Annotated in this window: 13 protein-coding genes; 9 read left to right on the forward strand and 4 right to left on the reverse strand. The window is 64.7% G+C overall.

From position 1 onward, the window contains the following. Window positions 1–146: 146 nt before the first annotated feature. On the reverse strand, window positions 147–1,676 hold the full coding sequence (locus tag IEW24_RS02740; RefSeq protein ID WP_188575184.1) for an ABC transporter substrate-binding protein: 1,530 nt from the start codon (window positions 1,674–1,676) through the stop codon (window positions 147–149). Window positions 1,677–1,828: 152 nt separating this feature from the next. Here IEW24_RS02740 and IEW24_RS02745 point away from each other — a divergent pair, with 152 nt between their 5' ends. Next, window positions 1,829–2,776, forward strand: a complete 948-nt coding sequence (locus IEW24_RS02745) for a LysR family transcriptional regulator (RefSeq protein ID WP_188575185.1) — start codon at window positions 1,829–1,831, stop codon at window positions 2,774–2,776. Between the two features lie 7 nt (window positions 2,777–2,783). On the opposite strand, the gene IEW24_RS02750 is transcribed toward IEW24_RS02745, so the two are convergent. From IEW24_RS02750 to IEW24_RS02760, 3 genes are all read right to left on the reverse strand, one after another. Beyond that, window positions 2,784–3,560, reverse strand: a complete 777-nt coding sequence (locus IEW24_RS02750) for a class II glutamine amidotransferase (protein ID WP_188575187.1) — start codon at window positions 3,558–3,560, stop codon at window positions 2,784–2,786. A gap of 46 nt (window positions 3,561–3,606) precedes the next feature. Further along, complete coding sequence (locus IEW24_RS02755) at window positions 3,607–5,376, reverse strand: N-acetylglutaminylglutamine amidotransferase (RefSeq protein ID WP_188575190.1); 1,770 nt, start codon at window positions 5,374–5,376, stop codon at window positions 3,607–3,609. Between the two features lie 121 nt (window positions 5,377–5,497). Continuing rightward, window positions 5,498–6,553: a helix-turn-helix transcriptional regulator gene (locus IEW24_RS02760; protein ID WP_188575193.1), complete on the reverse strand. Its 1,056-nt coding sequence runs from the start codon at window positions 6,551–6,553 to the stop codon at window positions 5,498–5,500. Window positions 6,554–6,951: 398 nt separating this feature from the next. Here IEW24_RS02760 and IEW24_RS02765 point away from each other — a divergent pair, with 398 nt between their 5' ends. The 8 genes from IEW24_RS02765 to IEW24_RS02800 all read left to right on the forward strand — a co-directional run bounded on the left by IEW24_RS02765 (window position 6,952) and on the right by IEW24_RS02800 (window position 17,302). Continuing rightward, the gene (locus IEW24_RS02765) at window positions 6,952–9,051 is read left to right on the forward strand and encodes a TonB-dependent siderophore receptor (RefSeq protein WP_188575194.1); all 2,100 of its coding nucleotides are present in this window, start codon (window positions 6,952–6,954) and stop codon (window positions 9,049–9,051) included. Next, window positions 9,051–9,905: an alpha/beta hydrolase gene (locus IEW24_RS02770; RefSeq protein ID WP_188575196.1), complete on the forward strand. Its 855-nt coding sequence runs from the start codon at window positions 9,051–9,053 to the stop codon at window positions 9,903–9,905. Before IEW24_RS02765 ends, IEW24_RS02770 begins: the two co-directional genes overlap by 1 nt. Before the next feature lie 167 nt (window positions 9,906–10,072). Beyond that, the gene (locus IEW24_RS02775; protein ID WP_188575198.1) at window positions 10,073–10,927 is read left to right on the forward strand and encodes a transporter substrate-binding domain-containing protein; all 855 of its coding nucleotides are present in this window, start codon (window positions 10,073–10,075) and stop codon (window positions 10,925–10,927) included. An 87-nt stretch (window positions 10,928–11,014) separates the two neighbouring features. Next, on the forward strand, window positions 11,015–11,677 hold the full coding sequence (locus IEW24_RS02780; RefSeq protein WP_188575200.1) for an amino acid ABC transporter permease: 663 nt from the start codon (window positions 11,015–11,017) through the stop codon (window positions 11,675–11,677). A gap of 8 nt (window positions 11,678–11,685) precedes the next feature. Continuing rightward, window positions 11,686–12,483 (forward strand): amino acid ABC transporter ATP-binding protein, encoded by a 798-nt coding sequence (locus tag IEW24_RS02785; RefSeq protein ID WP_373869993.1) that lies wholly within the window; start codon window positions 11,686–11,688, stop codon window positions 12,481–12,483. A gap of 117 nt (window positions 12,484–12,600) precedes the next feature. Continuing rightward, window positions 12,601–13,671, forward strand: a complete 1,071-nt coding sequence (locus tag IEW24_RS02790; protein ID WP_188577287.1) for an enolase C-terminal domain-like protein — start codon at window positions 12,601–12,603, stop codon at window positions 13,669–13,671. Between the two features lie 30 nt (window positions 13,672–13,701). Continuing rightward, entirely contained in the window at window positions 13,702–14,964 is a 1,263-nt protein-coding gene (locus tag IEW24_RS02795) for an NAD(P)/FAD-dependent oxidoreductase (protein ID WP_188575201.1), read from the forward strand. Window positions 14,965–15,160: 196 nt separating this feature from the next. Next, entirely contained in the window at window positions 15,161–17,302 is a 2,142-nt protein-coding gene (locus IEW24_RS02800) for a methyl-accepting chemotaxis protein (RefSeq protein ID WP_188575203.1), read from the forward strand. Window positions 17,303–17,417: the final 115 nt, after the last annotated feature.

Here is a 17,417-nt window from a genome sequence, read left to right on the forward strand (position 1 = left end):
GCCGTAGCTCGACGCGGCATGAGCAGGGAAGGCAGCCAGTGGGCATGCGCCTTCGAATGACGTCCGGTGCGGACGGGCAGGGGGCGCACGGCCCCCTGCATTGCTTTGCTCAGGCGGGCAGGTGGCCCGCGGTCACTGGCTGTCGCTTACTTCCACTTCGCCTGGAAGAAGCGCGGCAGTTCGTCGGGCTGGGCCGAGAAGCTGAGCTCGTTCGTGAAGGCGTAATTGGTGGAATAGGAGAACAGCGGCACCACATAGGCGTTCTCGCCGACCAGCTTGAGCGCTTCCTCATAAGTCTTGAGGCGGGCGTCGGTCTCAACCGTGGTATCGGCGGTCTTCAGCAACTGCGTCAGCTTCGGATCGCGGGTGAGGTCGTCCTCATCGCCCTTGAACCAGGCGCCGGTGAAAGCGGACGCATCGGCCACCGAAAACGAGGCCCAGGTCTGGTAGAAGATCGGAACCTTGCCCGCGCGGGCCAGTTCGCGCAGGGCGGCGTACTTCATGTAATTGAGGTTCGCCTTGATGCCGATGGCCCGCAGATACCCGACCACGGCTTCCGCATATTCGCGCTCGCGATAGGCATAGAACTCGATGGCGAAGCCGTCGGGATAGCCAGCCTCGGCCAGCAGTTTCTTGGCCTTGGCGGGATCATAGTCATAGCGCGGCACGCCCTTGTCGGTGCAGCCGAACTGGTCGATGAAGCAGGCCGAATTCATCAGGCGCGCACCGCCCCGCACCAGATTGTCCACCATGGCCTTGCGGTCGATGGCATGGGCGATGGCCTGCCGCACGCGCACGTCCTTCAGCGGCGCGGAACCGGGCGCGCGGCCCTGGGCATCGAGCTGGAGGAAGCCGACGCGCATGGTCTCGGCCGCGAGCACGGAGAGGTTGGGCACGCTCTCAAGCTGCTTGGCCTGATCCGCCGGCACGCGCCAGATCCAGTCCACGCCGCCGGTCATCAGCTCGGCCACCTGCGTCTCCGGATCGGGGATGAGGCGGAATTCCAGCTTGCCCAGGGAGGGCGTGCCAAGCGGGCTACCCTTCCAGTAATTGGTGTTCTTCTCCATCTTGACGCCCTTGCCGGGCACCACGGAGGTCACTTTGTAGGGGCCGGAGCCGATGGGCGCCTTGGCGAAGCCATCGAGGCCCACCTTCTCGAAATAAGCCTTGGGATAGATCACCACCGGGCCGGACAGATATTCGATGGCCGCCGGGAAGGGGCCGACGAGGTGGATGCGCACCTTGTCGTCGCCGATCTTCTCGGCGCTCTTGATCCAGGCCACGTTCTGCTTGGTGACGACCTTGGACTCCGGCTTCACCGCCCAGTTCAGGGTGAACACCACGTCGTCGGCGGTGAGCGGATCACCATTATGGAAGGTGACGCCCTTGCGGATGGTCAGATCCAGCGTTTGCGGATCGGTCCAGGTCCACTCCGTGGCGAGCTGGGGCTCGTATTTGCCCGTCTTCAGGTCGTGGAAGATCAGGTTGTCGAAGACGTGCCGGGCGATGATGACGCCCTCGCGCACATTGTTGTGGTAGGGGCCGACATTCTCCGGCTCCACGTCAGAAGCATAGGTCAGCGTGTCGTTTGCCTTGCCGGCAAACGCCGAAGCCGGGGCCGCCGCAAGGGCGAGGGCCGCCAGGACACGCGAGAGATGGGACTTGAAATGCGCCATGGTCTCTCTCTGGAAAAGGTTTTGTTTCTGATGAGGGTCATTAGCGCCCAACATCTAGGCAAGTCAGATTATTGAGCTTCTCGGATATCGCAATTAGAATATTTCGCGATAATCGTTGCCGGATCGGCAAAGAATGAGGGGGAGGTTGCGGGGTGCAGGACGCGGCACTGCGGTACTTTCTGGAAGTGGTGCGCCTCGGCTCCATCTCCGAGGCGTCAGCCCGCCTGAATGTTGCTGCGTCCGCGATCAGCCGGCAAATCTCAAAACTGGAAGCCCAACTCGGCTCGCCTCTGTTCGAGCGCCGGGCACGGGGCATGGTTCCGAGCCCCGCCGGCGATCTGTTGGCCCAGCATGCGCGGCGCATGCAACTGGGCGAAGAACAGGTGATCACGGAGATCCGACGCTTGCGCGGGCTTGAGCGCGGTGTCATCCGCCTCGGCTGCACCGAGGGCTTTGCCGTCGATCTCATGCCGGAGGTCATCGGCACCTTCCGCGAGCGGCATCCGGGCATCCTGTTCGACATGCGCGTCGCTGCGCCGCAGGCCGTCACCCGGCTGGTGCGGGAAGGGGAAGTGGACCTCGGCGTGACGTTCGGCTTCGTGCCGGACCCGAGCGTCCGCATCGAGCTGGTGGGCAATGCGCCGCTCATGGCGCTGATGGCCAGCGACCATCCTTTGGCGGGGCAGGATCACGTGACCCTTCGGGACATCGCGGCCCATGCCGTCGCCCTGCCGGCGCCGGACACGACGGCGCGCCAATTGTTCGATCTCGCCTGCGGTGCGGAGGGCGTCGCGGTGGAACCGGTGCTGAGCACCAACTACATGTCCGCTTTGTGGCGCTTCGCCGAGATCGGTGGCGGCATCACCGTGACTGGGCGGATCACCGTGCTGTCGCGCATCTGGCGGTTCCAGATCGTGGCGCTGCCCGTGCGTTCGCCCACGGTGGAGAAGCGGCGCTACGAGGTCCAGTCCATGATCGGCCGCTCACTGCCCGATGCGGCCCGCGTCTTTCTGGACCATCTGAAGCTCTGCCTCAGCCGCATGGAGCATGGCGAGGCCATGCCCGCCGGCGAACTGTCGTGGGCGCGCTCGGACATCTAATCGAAGTTCAGGACAGCAGCGGTGCCAATTGCACGCCTTGCCCGGCCCGGGCGATGAGCGCGGCGTTGGACGGCACCTCGATCCATGTGGCGCGATCATCATCCAGCGGCTCCGACACCACCACCACGCCCGAGGGAGAGGCGCGATAATACAGGGTGTTGGCGGTGGCATTCACGCCATAGCGGAAGGCATAGAGATCCTGTCCATCCGACAATGCGGCAGTGAAAAGCAAAGGCTCTTCGCCGGCCATTTCGGTGAGCCGGGCGAGCAGCTTTCGTGTGGCCTCCACCGGATCGGTCGCCGCTCTCTCGTCCGCGAGCCCTTGTGCGAGCAGCACCAGGAACATGGCTTCGGAATCCGTGGTGCCGCCACGCGCATTGTAGATGTCGTCGGGGATCATGGTCTCCACTGCGCGCCGCATGCGGGGCCAGTTGGCAAGGTAGCCATTGTGCATGAACAGCCAGCGCCCGAAGGTGAAGGGGTGGCAATTGGTGCGTGTCACCGGCGTGCCGGTGGCCGCGCGCACATGAGCGAAGAACAGATGCGAGCTGAGATGTCGGCACAGGCTCTTCAGATTGCCGTCGGACCAGGCCGGGCGCACCTCGTGATAGGTGCCGGGCTCGGGATGGCCGGCGCCGTACCACCCCAGCCCAAAGCCGTCGCCATTGAGCCCCACAGTGGATTCCAGCGCCCGCAGGCTCTGCACCACCAGCGAGTGGGAGGGTTGGGTGACATAATGCTCAAGAGTGATTGCGCTTCCGGAATAGGCAATCCAGCGGCACATTTTCTCACCTCCTGAGACTTATGATCCGAACCTTCTCGTCCACGCTCTATATGCCCTGCGCCTGCAGCCACGTCTCCAGCGCACAGACCTGCCAGAGCTTGGAATGGCCCTTGGGCGTCAAATTGCCTTCGGGGTCCGCCAGCAGGCGATCCACATAGTCGCGCTGGAACAGGCCGCGCTGGCGGGCAGCATCCTGGTTCAGCACGTCGCGGGCAAAATCGAGATAGGGGCCGCGGATGTATTTCAGCGCAGGAACCGGGAAATAGCCCTTGGGCCGGTCGATCACCTCATGGGGCACGATGCGGCGGGCGGCTTCCTTCAGCACATATTTGCCGCCGTCGCGCACCTTGAGCGCAGCCGGCACGCGGGCGGCCAATTCCACCAGTTCGTGGTCGAGGAATGGCACGCGGGTTTCCAGCCCGAAGGCCATGGTCATGTTGTCGACGCGCTTTACGGGATCGTCCACCAGCATGATGTCGGTGTCGATCTGCAAGGTCTTGTCGATGGCGGATGCCGTGCCGTGATCGTCAAAGACGCGTTCCACGAATTGCCGGCTGTAATCCTCTCCCAGATACTCGGGAGCGAGCACTTCGGTCATTTCGTCATGATCGCGGTCGAAATAGACCCGCGCATAGTCCGCCACGGGGTCGTTCGAGACCATCATCTTTTCATACCAGTGATAGCCGCCGAAGGTCTCGTCCGCGCCCTGGCCGCTCTGCACCACCTTCACGCTTTTCGAAACCTCCTGCGAGAGCAGATAGAATCCTACGGAGTCGTGGCTCATCATCGGCTCGGACATAGCGGCGATGGCGTCCGGCAGGGCATCCAGTGTGCGCGTGGCATCGACCACGATCTTCTGGTGATCCGTGCCGAAATGCCGGGCCACGAGATCTGAATAGGCGAATTCATTGCCCTCGATGCCATTCACGGTCTCGAAGCCGACGGAGAAGGTCTTCAGATCCTTGTGCCCGCTTTCGGCCAGCAAGGCGACGATGACCGAGCTGTCGAGACCGCCCGAGAGCAGCACGCCAATGGGCACGTCGGACACGCGGCGGCGATCGACCGCCGTCTTCAGCGCATCATGTACGGCATCCTGCCAGTCCTCCATGGACATGGCCCGGTCTTCCGGCCGAGGTCCCATCTCCACGGACCAGAAACGTCGTTCGCTACGGCGGCCGTCTGGCTCCACGGTGAGAAGGGTCGCGGGCGGCAGTTTGCGCACGCCCTTCAGCAGCGTCAGCGGGGCCGGCACAACGGCGTGGAAGCTCATGTAGTGGTGCAGCGCCACCGGATCGATGCTGGTGTCGATGCCGCCGGGCGCGATGAGGGCGGGCAGGCTGGAGGCAAAGCGCAACGTGCCGCCCACGTCCGCCAGATAGAGCGGCTTGATGCCCAGCCGGTCGCGCGCCAGCACCACGCGGCCGCTCACCATCTCCACGATGGCGAATGCGAACATGCCGTGGAAGCGGGTCACGCAGTCCGGCCCCCAGGCGTGATAGGCCTTGAGGATCACTTCCGTGTCGCCCTGCGAGAAGAAGCGATAGCCCTTGGCTTCCAGCTCCCGCCTCAGCTCGCGGAAATTATAGATGCAGCCGTTGAAGGCGATGGCGAGCCCGAGGTGGCTGTCCACCATGGGCTGGTGGGATGTGGCTTCCAGATCGAGGATGCGCAGCCTTCGATGGCCGAGCGCCACATGCTCGCGCGCATACACGCCGCCGCCATCGGGGCCCCGGCTGTGCAGGCGTTGCGCCATGATGTCCATGTTCGTCGCCCCGACCGGGCTGTCATGGTTGATCTCTCCGCAAATGCCGCACATGCGCTCGCTCTCTCCGGCTGTTGGTCTCCTGGGGGCGTGAATGGGAAACTCGGCCTCGGGCATGAGGTTCCGACACGGCAGGCATGCATGCCGGGGTCGACGAAGCTTGGCCGAGGAGAAATCAGCGCTGCCGGGCTGCCTTGGGCGACATGCCGAAGGCGCGCTTGAAGGCGGTGGCGAAGTTGGCGGAAGAGGTATAGCCGGCCAGATAGGCTGCCTGCGCCACGCTCAGACCCTGCGAGGCGAGCGCTTCGCGCGCCAGCTCCAGCTTGCGCTGCCGCACATGCTCGAACACGGTGACACCGAACACCGCCCGGAAGCGCCGCTGTAATGTGCTGACGCTCATGCCGACGTCACGCGCCAGTTCCTCCAGCGTCAGCTCGCGATCCATATGCGCCTCGATGAAATCATAGACGCGCATCATGCGGCGGTGGTCGGCCGGCGAGGCGGAGGAGCGCGCCCGGCCGAAGCCGCTCAGGGCCTCCAGCGCGATCTCCATGGCGCGGCTCTCCATATAGAGCGAGCGCAGCAGCGGGCCGTAATCGGGTGGCGCGAGAAGCTGCTCGGCGAGGCGCACGAGATGCGGCGACAGCTTCCAGCGGGCATTGGCGAGGTGATCACGGCTGAAAGCGAGCAATTCGCGGTGGGCCTCCAGTTCGGGCAGCCCTTCCTGTTGCAGCCAGACGCCGGGCAAGGAGATGTTCACCTTGCGGGCATGGGTGCCGCGCCGGCCGCGCCGTTCGAACTGGTCCGCTTCTGCCCAGGCGATGAAGCTGCCCTCGGCGCCGCCGCCGCTGGCGCCGGGCCCGAGCAGGAAGGGCCTGCCGCCCATGGAGACGTCGGCCATGCCCTCCAGAAACAGGCTGATGGTCAGCCCCTCACCATGCACAACGCGGGTGGTCAGGTCATGGATTTCATAGGTGTCCGACGTGTGCAGCGTGAGGCCCGAGCGCATGCGCGTCAGGTGATAGCTGCCCCGCAGCGCGGCACCGTCCGCTTCAAGGTCGGGGCGCAGCAAGGTGAAGTGGGAGCCGATGGCCTGCGACTGGGTGGCGAGATCCGCGCGGCGGACGCACGTGGACGGCAGCCGGGATGCAGCCTGCCGGGCCATGCGGGTGGGGTTGGGCGTGCTGGACGCCTTCGGCGTGCCGGCCATATCCGTGTTCCGCGCGTTCATGTCGAGGCATCAAGACAGTTGGGGGAGGCGCGCTGTCAAGTTTCCCCGAATAATATTCAATTTGTTATTGTTCTAAAAGTCTGTCGAGATCAGCTGTTTCGTTGGCACGATTGGGACTGAATAAAGCTGCACTCATTCCATAGTGGCCTCTGTGACGATCCGGCAAACGAAGAATCCTTTTTGACAAAGGTTCGCCTCTGGAGATGCCGCCTATGCCTCGCCTACAAACGGCGGGAGATCTCACGGGGATCTGGGCAGAAGGCGACGAGACGATGACGACATCCGGACACGTTCACCGCAAGGGTATGATGCGCGCGGCGCTGCTCGCGAGCTCCGCTCTTGCGACAGCCTGTCTCATGGATGCGTCCGTCCATCCGCTGCGTGCGCAAGAGAACACCGTGACCCTCGACACGGTGAACGTGCAGGGCGAAGCCGCGAATTGGGCCGTCCTTACGGAAGGTCGGGACAGCTATACGGCCGCCGTCACCACCACGGGGACGGGAGGCCCGACCGCATGGAAGGAAATTCCGCAGTCGATCACTACCGTTACCAGCCAGCGCATTCAGGATCAGAACCTGTCGCAGCTGGATGACGCCATGCGCAAGACTACGGGCATGGTGGTGCTGACCAACGATCAGGGCCGCTCCTCCATCGTTTCGCGCGGCTATGAGATCGACCAGATGCTGGTGAACGGCCTTTATGCGCCGCTCTCCAGCATCTATGGCACCCAACCGGATCTGGCGATCTTTGACCGGGTGGACGTGCTGAAGGGGCCGGCGGGCCTGTTTTATGGCGGCGCGGCCATCGGCGGCGGACCGGGCGGCGTGATCAACGGCGTGCTGAAGCCAGCCACCAGCAATTACACGCTCAACGGCGATCTCACCTACGGCTCCTGGGATTTCACCCGCGCGGAGGTGGACGCGGGCGGCAAGCTGAATGAGGCGGGCACGGTGCGTGCGCGCATCGTCGGTGCCTTCCAGAGCAAGGACGGCTTCCTGCCCAACAACGACAATCAGGTCTGGGTCGGCTACGGCACGCTGGCATTCGACATCACTGATAACACAACGCTGTCCCTCTATGCCTGGCATCAGGAGCGTGATGTCCAGCCCTTCAACGGCCTGCCGGGGATCAATCTCGGCGGCGGTGTCGGTCAGTTGCTCAACGTGTCCCGCAGCACCTATGTGGGCGCCACCTGGAACGACTTCCACAACGAGAGCACCGATTATCTGGCGGAACTGGTGCATCGGCTCGACAATGGCGGCGAGGCCAAGATCTCGGCGCGCTATTCCGACCGCTATGTGGACTATCGCTATGCCTTCGGAGCGAGTGCCATCTCCACGGCACCCGCCACCTATGGCAACTTCAGCATGCAGTACACGGCGGCGAAATACTGGGAGACCTCGCTCGCGGCGGATGCCCACATCTCCACGCCATTCGAGCTGTTCGGACAGAGCCATAACCTGACCGTCGGTGCCGACTACCGGCAGGTGGAGACCTCGCTCTTCGCCCCCACCAGCACGAGCCTGACCGGTACCTACAACATCAACAATTTCAACATCTACTCGGTGCCGAACCCGACCACGCTCTACAATCGCGATACCGAGACCGATCCTTCGCAATGGGGCCTTTACAGCCAACTGAAGATCAATCCGCTGGATCAACTCCACGTGCTGCTGGGCGGACGCCTGTCCTGGTATGACAACACGTCCACCGTCACCACCGCCAACACCTCATCCGGCGCACGGACGGTGACGAATACGCCCATCGGGATCGATGGCAAGTTCACGCCCTATGCGGGCCTCGTGGTGGATCTCACGCCCAACGTGTCCGCTTATGGCAGCTACACCGGCATCTTTGTGCCGCAGACAGAGCTGGACGCCAGCGGCAACACGCTCGACCCGCGCGAAGGCTATCAGTATGAGGTCGGCCTGAAGGGAACCTTCCTTGACGGAGCGCTCAATACGTCGGCGGCGCTGTTCCTGATCCATGACAACAATCGCGCACTGGCCACCAATGTCGCCAGCGTCTACGTGCCGGCCGGCGAGGTGGAAGTGCAGGGCGCCGAATTCGAGGTGTCGGGCAAGCTGGCGCCGGGCTGGGAGGTCTATGCGGGCTACACCTACACGGACACCAAATATCTCACCGCTTCGGCCTCACAGGTGAATACCGCTTTCAGTACCTACACGCCGAAGGACAACCTCAATATCTGGACCAAGTATGAGTTCCAGAATCCGACGCTGCGCAATGCCTGGATTGCGGGCGGCGTGAAGGCGGTCTCCAGCTTCTATGTGACCAATGCGGGCGTAACCATGACGCAGGGTGCCTATCAGGTCTGGGACGCGCAGCTGGGTTACAAGTTCAACGATCACCTGAAGGCCTCGTTCACCGTGACCAATCTGTTCGACGAGGTCTATTATTCCCGCGTGGGTTCGACGGCCCTGTTCAATTTCTACGGGGAACCGCGGGCCTTCTGGCTGAAGGTGAGCGGCACCTATTGATGCAGACCGTGTCCCGCCAACAGAGTGAGACAGACAGGCCGCAACCTTTGGCGTCGTTGGCGCCCGAGGTTGCGGCCTTGCCGCGCTCCGGTCGCTGGCATCTGGCGGTGCGGGGGCGCAGGCTGCGCATTGACGCATCCTGGCCGGTAACGCCAGCGCCGGTTGGCGGGCATCCGTTCATCCTGATCCTCGACGGCAATGCCCACTTCTTCACGTTGGTGGAAGCGGTGCGCGTGCAGGCGCTGCGGCCCGGCGCGGAGTGTATCGAGCCGGTAGTCATCGGCCTCGGCTACGATACCGACGAGCCGTTCGACCTTGCACAGAGGGAGCGGGACTACACGCCGCCGGGCCATGATGCTTTCCTCTCGGCTATGGCAGAAGAACTGCTTCCGCATTTTGCAGATTTGCTGTCACTCGACATCCGTGCCGGAACGCTCATGGGCCATTCCTTCGGCGGTCTGTTCGTGATCCTGGCCCTGCTGACCCGTCCCGGCCTGTTTCGCTCATATGTGGCGCTCAGCCCCTCGCTGTGGCGCGGCTTGCAGCAGGTTTTGGATGGTGAGAACGGGGGGCTGTCGCGGCTGCAGCCGCTGGAGCACCCCATCGACCTCATGATCGCGGTCGGTGGGCTTGAGCGTGCAGAGACGCGCACGGGTGATCCTGCCCTCGATGCCCGGCTTTCGGTGCGTCGGGTGGCGGAGGAAGCAGAGGCTTTGGCGTGCCGTCTGGGCGTGCTCGCCCCCCACCAACTGAAGGTTCGCTTCGATCTGCTTGAGGGCGAGAACCACGGCACGATGCTGCCGGCCGCCATCAGCCGGGCCGTCCGGTTTGCTCTGCACCCTCCCACCGCCTGACGCGCGGCGATCCGGCCGGAGGTAACTGATCTTCCGGTGCCGCCAGGGCAGGGCTTCAGGCCAAATGGGGGGCCTGGGTGGCTGGACCCGGTGGCATGTCAAATCCCCATTTGACAACCGTCGCGAAACACGCTCCGAAAGATACAAAGCAAACGGAGTGGGAAAAGATGGTCTCGCGCAGAAATCTCGGAGCCCTTCTGGGGGCAGGTACCGTGGCTGCGGCCATGGGCGGTTTCGTGACGGCTGCTGCGGCGCAGGGCGCGCCGGCGGGCGAGGAAAGCACCTTCGACCGCATTCGCCGCACCAAGAAGCTGCGGATCGGCGCTGTCGCCGGCGGTGCTCCCTATTATAGCAAGGACCTTTCGACCGGGCAGTGGAAGGGCTTCTACATCGACATCTCCAAGGCGCTCGCCGAGGAGCTGGAATGCCAGCTCGAAATCACCGAGACCACCTGGGGCAATTCGATCCTCGATCTGCAAGCAAACAAGATCGACATCTTCTTCGGCGTGAACCCCACTCCGAAGCGCGCGCTGGTGATCGACTTCTCGGTGCCGGTGTTCTCCAACGCCTTCACCATGCTCACCAAGAAGGACTTCGCGCCGAAGACCTGGGCGGAGATGAACAATCCCGACGTGAAGATCGCCGTGGACCTCGGCTCGTCCCATGACGCCGTGGTCTCGCGTCTGTGCCCCAAGGCGCAGATCATGCGCCTGAAGGCGGCCGACGAAGCGACGGCGGCGCTTCTTTCCGGCCGCGTGGATGCCCAGTGCCTGATCCTGATGCTGTCGCTGACGGTGAAGAAGAAGAACCCGAACATCGGCCAGCTTCTGGTTCCGACGCCGGTCTTCTCCACCACCTCCAACGCCGGCCTGCGGCGTGAGGCGGACAAGACCTGGCGTGATTACGTGAACACCTGGATCGAATATAACAAGGGCCTGGGTTTCATCCGTTCGGCCATCATCTCCAATATGGAACTGGTGGGCATCACCGAAGCTGACATGCCGCCCGGCATCTCGCTCTGACGTCATAGGATTGCCGCCTGCGGCATCGCATCGGCCATCCGGCCGGCGCGGTGCCGCAGGCGTTTCGTCGATTGAGGGCAGCACTTTATGTACCAATGGGATTTTGGCCTCGTCTGGACCTACCGCTGGCTGCTGCTGGATGGCTTTGCCGTCACCGTGGGCTTCACGGTGGCCATCGTCGTCCTCGGCCTGGTGGCCGGACTGTTGGCTGCGCTGGGCAAGCTCTCCCCACTGCGCCCGGTGGCCTGGCTGGCCTCGGCCTATATCGAGGTCTTTCGCTGCACGCCGCTGCTCGTGCAGTTGGTCTGGTTCTATTACGCGCTGCCCATCCTGAGCGGCATCGAGATGTCCGCCATCTCCGCAGGCATCCTCGCGCTGTCGCTGTATGGCGGTTCCTTCTATGCGGAGATCATACGCGGCGGCATCGTCTCCATCGACAAGGGGCAGACGGAGGCCGGCGAGGCGCTCGGCATGCTGCCCTCGCAGGTGATGCGGCGTGTGGTGCTTCCGCAGGCGCTCAAGCGCATGGTGCCGCCGCTGATGAACCAGTCCATCATCCAGTTCAAGAACACGTCTCTGGTGTCCGTTCTGGCGGTGCCGGACCTGCTGTATCAGGGGCAGGTGGCCGCCCATGACAGCTATCGCCCGCTTGAGCTCTACACGGTCATCGCCATCATCTACTTCCTGGCGCTGTTCCCGCTGACGCTGCTGGTGAAGCGCGGCGAAACCCGCCTCGCGGTCACGGATTGAGGGCTCGGATGGCGATCGAAAGCACGATGACGGAACCCAAGATCGAGGTGGCCGCGCTGCGCAAGCGCTTCGGTGATCTCGAAGTGCTCAAGGATATCAACCTCACCGTCGAGGCCGGCGGCGTGGTGGCGCTGATCGGGCCATCCGGTTCCGGCAAGTCCACGCTCCTGCGCTGCATGAATCTGCTGGTGGCGCCCGATGGCGGACGCGTGCGCGTGGGCGCGGACAGTTTCGATTTCGGAAACAGCGGCCAGTTGCCGCCCGCCAAGACGCTCGCCCGCTTCCGGGCCAACACCGGCATGGTCTTCCAGCACTTCAACCTGTTTCCACACATGAGCGTCCTCGCCAATGTGATGGAAGGGCCCCTGACCGTGCGCCGCATGCCGAAGGCGCAGGCCGAGCCGCTCGCCCGCAGCCTGCTGGTCAAGGTGGGACTGGCGGACAAGGCGGACGCCTATCCCAACAAGCTGTCCGGCGGCCAGAAGCAGCGCGTGGCCATTGCCCGCGCGCTGGCCATGGAGCCGGAGGTGATGCTGTTCGACGAGGCGACGTCCGCACTCGATCCCGAACTGGTGGGCGAGGTGCTTCAGGTCATGCGCGCTCTGGCAGCGGAAGGCATGACCATGGTGATCGTCACCCACGAGATCGCCTTTGCCCGTGAAGTCGCCGACCGTGTCGTGTTCATGCGCGACGGGGTGGTGGTGGAAGAGGGGCCGGCCCGCGCCGTGATCGATACCCCGCGCGAGGAGGCGACACGCGCCTTCCTCAGCCACTTCCACCGGCGCGGCGAGGCCGTGCCCGGCTGAGCGGCGTTCCGGTCAGGTTCGGCATTTTCTATCAAGCAGACTTCAGAGGAACATCCCGTGAGCTGGGACAGCGTCGTCGACCGTATCCGCATCTTTCTCGTCGAGAGCCCCATCAAGATGGCCCGCCTGCAGGGCGTGGGCAATGTGAAAGGCTCGGTCAAGCGCGTGCTCATCGAGATCACCAGTTCCGACGGTATCGTCGGCTGGGGCGAGGCAGCGCCGTGGGAGGTCTTCACCGGCACGCCGGAAGCCGCCTTTTCCGCGCTGGATGTTTATCTGCGGCCGCTGATCCTCGGCGCGCCCGTCAAGCGTCTGCGCAGCTTGATGGCACGGATGGACAAGGTGCTGGTGGGTCATGGCGAGGCCAAGGTGGCCGTCGAGATGGCGCTCATGGACATCCTCGGCAAGGCAACGGGCCTGTCCGTCGCGGACCTTCTGGGCGGGCGGGTGCGGGACACCATTCCCTTGTCCTTCTCCATCGCCGATCCCGACTTCGGTGCCGATCTGGAGCGCCTGCGGGTCATGGTTCCGGCCGGCAACACGGTCTTCAAGATGAAGACCGGTGTGAAGCCGCATGCGGAAGAGCTGAAGATTCTGGAGACCCTGCGGGGTGAATTCGGCGACCGCATCGATCTGCGGCTCGATTTCAACCAGGCGCTGGCGCCCTTCGGCGCCATGAAGATCCTGCGTGACGTGGATGTGTTCCGGCCCACCTTCATCGAGCAGCCTGTGCCCCGCCGGCATCTTGAAGCCATGGCCGGTTTCGCCGCCGCACTCGACACACCGATCCTCGCTGATGAAAGCTGCTTCGATGCGGTGGATCTCATGGAGGTCATCCGTCTGCAGGCGGCCGATGCCATCTCGGTGAAGCTGATGAAATGTGGCGGCCTGCTCAAGGCGCAGGGCCTGATGGCCATGGCAGACACGGCTGGCCTACCGGGCTATGGCGGCACGCTGTGGGAAGGCGGCATCGCCCTCGCCGCCGGCACCCAGCTCATTGCCGCAACGCCGGGCATCTCGCTCGGCTGCGAGTTCTACATGCCGCATCACGTCCTCACCGAGGATGTGCTGGAAGAGCGGATCGCCAATCGCGACGGCCATGTGGTGGTGCCCGATGGCCCCGGCCTCGGCATCACGGTGAGCGAGGCCTCGCTGCGCGCGAACGCGAAGGTTCTGGCCGAGCGTTGAGGCGCCGTGCCGATTCGGATGGGACAAGCCATGAGCCTGCATGTGGTCGTCATCGGGGCCGGGATCGTCGGCGCCGCCACCGCCATCGAACTGCTGCGCGACGGGCATCGCGTCACGATCCTGGAGCCGGATGCACCCGGTGGTCCGCAGGCGGCCAGCTTCGGCAATGGCGCATGGCTGAGCCCGGCTTCCGTCGTTCCCATGTCTATGCCCGGCCTCTGGAAGAAGGTGCCGGGCTATCTCTTCGATCCGCTCGGCCCGCTGACCATCCGCTGGTCCGCGCTGCCGCGTCTGGCGCCCTGGCTGCTGCGCTTCATCGCTGCGGGGGCCACGGTACCGAAAGTGGAGGCCACCGCACGCGCTCTGGCGGCACTGTTGGGCGATGCGCCGGCCCGGCATCAGGCGCTGGCGGCGGAAGCGGGACTGTCCGATCTGATTGAACAGCGCGGCTTGCTTTATGCCTATCCCGATCGCGCGGCGTTCGAGGCCGAAGCGCTGGCCTGGCGGCTGCGGCGGGACAATGGCATCGGTTGGCGGGAGCTGGACGGACCGGCCCTTCGGGACTTCGAGCCCACCCTCGATCCACGCTACGGCTTCGGCGTACTGGTGGAAGCCGGCGCCCATTGCGTGGATCCGGGCGCCTATGTGGCGGGGCTGGTGCGCCACGCCGAGCGCCTCGGGGCGGTGCGCGTCGTCGCCTTGGCGACCGGTTTCGACATGAGCCACGGACGTCTGAAGGCGGTGCGTAGCGGGCAGGGAGACATCGCCTGCGATCGCGCGGTCATCGCCGCGGGCATCCATTCGAAGCCGCTGGCGGCGCTGGCGGGAGATCGAGTGAGCCTCGCCAGCGAGCGTGGCTATCACGTGGTGGTGTCCGATCCGGAGGTTTCCCCTCGGACCCCCGTGATGCCCAGCGATGGCAAGATGGCCAATACGCCGACCATCGGAGGGCTGCGGGCATCCGGACAGGTGGAGCTTGCCGGCATTCACGCCGCGCCGAACTGGAAGCGGGCGGACGTGCTGCTGAAGCATCTGTTGACCACATACCCGGCCCTGCCGCGCGTGGTGCCGGAGGCGCGGCTGTCCCGCTGGATGGGGCATCGCCCGTCCACGCCCGATGGTCTGCCGGTGATCGGCCCGGCGTCGGGTTGCACGGATGTCCTTCACGCTTTCGGGCACGGGCATGTGGGGCTGGCCAGCGGCCCGATCACGGGGCGGCTCGTTGCTGACCTCATCGGCGGGGCGGCGCCGTCGCGTCCGCTCATCCCTTACCGGCCCGACCGTTTCCGCTGATCCCACTCGCCGGAGGGTGCATGCCGACCCTCGTAATCGCCTCGGTACGCCTTTCCGGCACAAAAATGATCTTGCGCAAAGCGCGAAGAGGCGGATGGGGACATTCATGACAACGGAAGTTGATGCGCGCTCAGCGCATAGGTAAGCAACAGAGGGGCGGCTGTGAACCGCTGTCCAGAAGCAGTTGGGGGGTACCATGCGTATCGCTGATTTGCGGATTCGGACCAAGCTCGTCGGCTTCGCCGCCGCACTCTTCGGCGTGGGCCTGATGATCGTGGGTGCGATCGGCCTTTACACCATGACGTCCGCCGTGCAGCTCGATGCAGAGCGGCGCGGGCAGGCGCTGGCCAAGGATTCCGCACGCTCCATCGGTGGGGAGATGGACCGGGCCGCGTTGACCGCGCGCGCCGCCGCCACCGCGCTCGAAGGTTTCGTGGCGGATCGCCGTGCCGATCGCGATCGGCTGGGCGCGGTCATCGGTGGCCTTGTGTCGGAAAACCCCGATCTCGCCGGCATCACCCTCGCCTTTGCCCCCAACGCGCTTGATGGGAAAGATCAGGACTTCACCAATCACGCTTTCTCGGACGCCGGCGGCCGGCTGGCGGTGCGCTTCTTCCGCCGCCCTGATGGCAGCGTCAGCTCGGAGAAGCTGGATGTGACGCGGCAGGGCGGCAGCGCCTTCTGGTACGAGAAGGCCATGCGGGAAAACCGCCTGCAGGTGACGCCTCCCTATGAGTCGTCCTATGGCGGCCGGCCCGTTCAGGTCGTGACCGTCTCGGCTGTCATTCGGCGCGATGGCGCGCCCATCGGCGTCGTGGCGGCAGTGATCTCGCTCGACAAGCTGGGCGGTCTTGTCGCCGGCCTCAAGCCCTTCGGCTCCGGGCAGGCCGCTCTGGTCGGAACGAGCGGGAACTGGCTCGCGAATCCGGATGCCGCGAAGGTTGGCACCCCGGTGACTGATCCCGCCATGTCGGGCCTGGTGAGCGCGGCCGCCGGCGGCGCTGCGGTCCAGCGCGTGATCTATACGGATGAAGGCAAGACCGCTTGCGGTTTCTGCACCAGCGCGCTCCGGCTGCTCTTCACCCTGACCGGAACCTATGACAGCGCTACCTTCTATGCCTTCGCCAGCCAGCTGGAAATCAGCGGCAGCTCCGATCGCTGGACGCTGATTCTCACGGTGCCGAAGGCTGATGCGCTGCAGACCGTGACGGATGCCCGCAACATGATGGGCGGCATCGCCGCCATTGTGCTGGTGATCGTGCTGGTGCTGGTGTGGGTGGGAGGCCGGGTGCTTATCCAGCCTATCATCGACATCACCGACAAGATGCGGGCGCTCGCCGAGGACGACACCTCCATCGTCCTCGAAGGTCTGGATCGCAAGGACGAGATCGGCGCCATGGCGCGTGCGGTGGATGTGTTCCGGGAAAATGCCATCGAGCGGCGCGAGCTGGAGCAGGCGCGGGAGGAAGCCCGCATCACCCAGCTGAACCGCCAGCAAATGGTGGACGAACTGATCTTCAATTTCCGCGAGGCATCTGCGGAAATGATCGGCGAGGCTTCGACCGCGTCGGTGGATCTGGAGGCCGTGTCGTCGGAGCTGTCGCACTCCGCTTCGGAGAGCAAGGAGCGGGCGCATTCGGCGAGCGAGGCCTCCGCGCAGACTTCGGCCAACATGCAGTCGGTGGCCGCTGCGGCGGAAGAGATGACCAGCTCCATCGGCGAGATCTCCCGCCAGGTGGCCTCTACCTCGACCATGATCGGCAATGCGGCGGCCGAGGCCCGGTCCACCAATGACAAGATCGCCAGCCTTGCGGCTGCCGCCAACCGTATCGGCGACGTGGTGAGCCTCATCGAGGCCATTGCCGGCCAGACCAACCTCCTGGCGCTCAACGCCACCATCGAGGCGGCGCGGGCCGGGGATGCGGGACGCGGGTTCGCCGTGGTTGCTTCGGAAGTGAAGGAACTGGCGGCGCAGACCTCGAAGGCCACCAGCGAGATCGCCGGTCAGGTTTCGGCGATCCAGGCGGAGACTCAGCACGCGGTGCTGGCCATCCGCACCATTTCCGCAACCATCGAGAATGTGGACACCTTCGCCAGTTCCATCGCCGCGGCGGTGGAGGAGCAGAGCGCGACCACCAACCAGATCGGCTCGGACATCGACAGTGCTGCCAGCGGCACGGGAGCGGTGGCCGACGACATCCAGCAGCTCAACTCTGCTGTGCAGGGAACGGACGCCTCGGCCTCTCGCGTCCTGCATGCCTCGCGCTCCGTGCGTGAGGTGACGCAGCGCCTCGAGGTGGCGATCGAAGGCTTCCTGAAGTCGGTGGCCGCAGCCTGACGCGATGACAAGAGGGCCGTCGCACGGTTTACTTGCCGTGCGGCGGCCCTCGTTCATTTCCGGATACCGCCGCCGCGCGTTCCGCGTTGATGAACGTGTTGAGGCTCTTGCGGTC

This window comes from Azorhizobium oxalatiphilum, assembly GCF_014635325.1.
In the GTDB taxonomy this organism is placed as follows: domain Bacteria; phylum Pseudomonadota; class Alphaproteobacteria; order Rhizobiales; family Xanthobacteraceae; genus Azorhizobium; species Azorhizobium oxalatiphilum.

Coding starts and splice junctions, on each gene's coding strand:
- IEW24_RS02740 (WP_188575184.1), bottom strand. CDS start 1,676: ATGGCGCATTTCAAGTCCCATCTCTCGCGTGTCCTGGCGGCCCTCGCC.
- IEW24_RS02750 (WP_188575187.1), bottom strand. CDS start 3,560: ATGTGCCGCTGGATTGCCTATTCCGGAAGCGCAATCACTCTTGAGCAT.
- IEW24_RS02755 (WP_188575190.1), bottom strand. CDS start 5,376: ATGTGCGGCATTTGCGGAGAGATCAACCATGACAGCCCGGTCGGGGCG.
- IEW24_RS02760 (WP_188575193.1), bottom strand. CDS start 6,553: ATGAACGCGCGGAACACGGATATGGCCGGCACGCCGAAGGCGTCCAGC.
- IEW24_RS02770 (WP_188575196.1), top strand. CDS start 9,051: ATGCAGACCGTGTCCCGCCAACAGAGTGAGACAGACAGGCCGCAACCT.
- IEW24_RS02775 (WP_188575198.1), top strand. CDS start 10,073: ATGGTCTCGCGCAGAAATCTCGGAGCCCTTCTGGGGGCAGGTACCGTG.
- IEW24_RS02780 (WP_188575200.1), top strand. CDS start 11,015: ATGTACCAATGGGATTTTGGCCTCGTCTGGACCTACCGCTGGCTGCTG.
- IEW24_RS02785 (WP_373869993.1), top strand. CDS start 11,686: ATGGCGATCGAAAGCACGATGACGGAACCCAAGATCGAGGTGGCCGCG.
- IEW24_RS02790 (WP_188577287.1), top strand. CDS start 12,601: ATGGCCCGCCTGCAGGGCGTGGGCAATGTGAAAGGCTCGGTCAAGCGC.
- IEW24_RS02795 (WP_188575201.1), top strand. CDS start 13,702: ATGAGCCTGCATGTGGTCGTCATCGGGGCCGGGATCGTCGGCGCCGCC.
- IEW24_RS02800 (WP_188575203.1), top strand. CDS start 15,161: ATGCGTATCGCTGATTTGCGGATTCGGACCAAGCTCGTCGGCTTCGCC.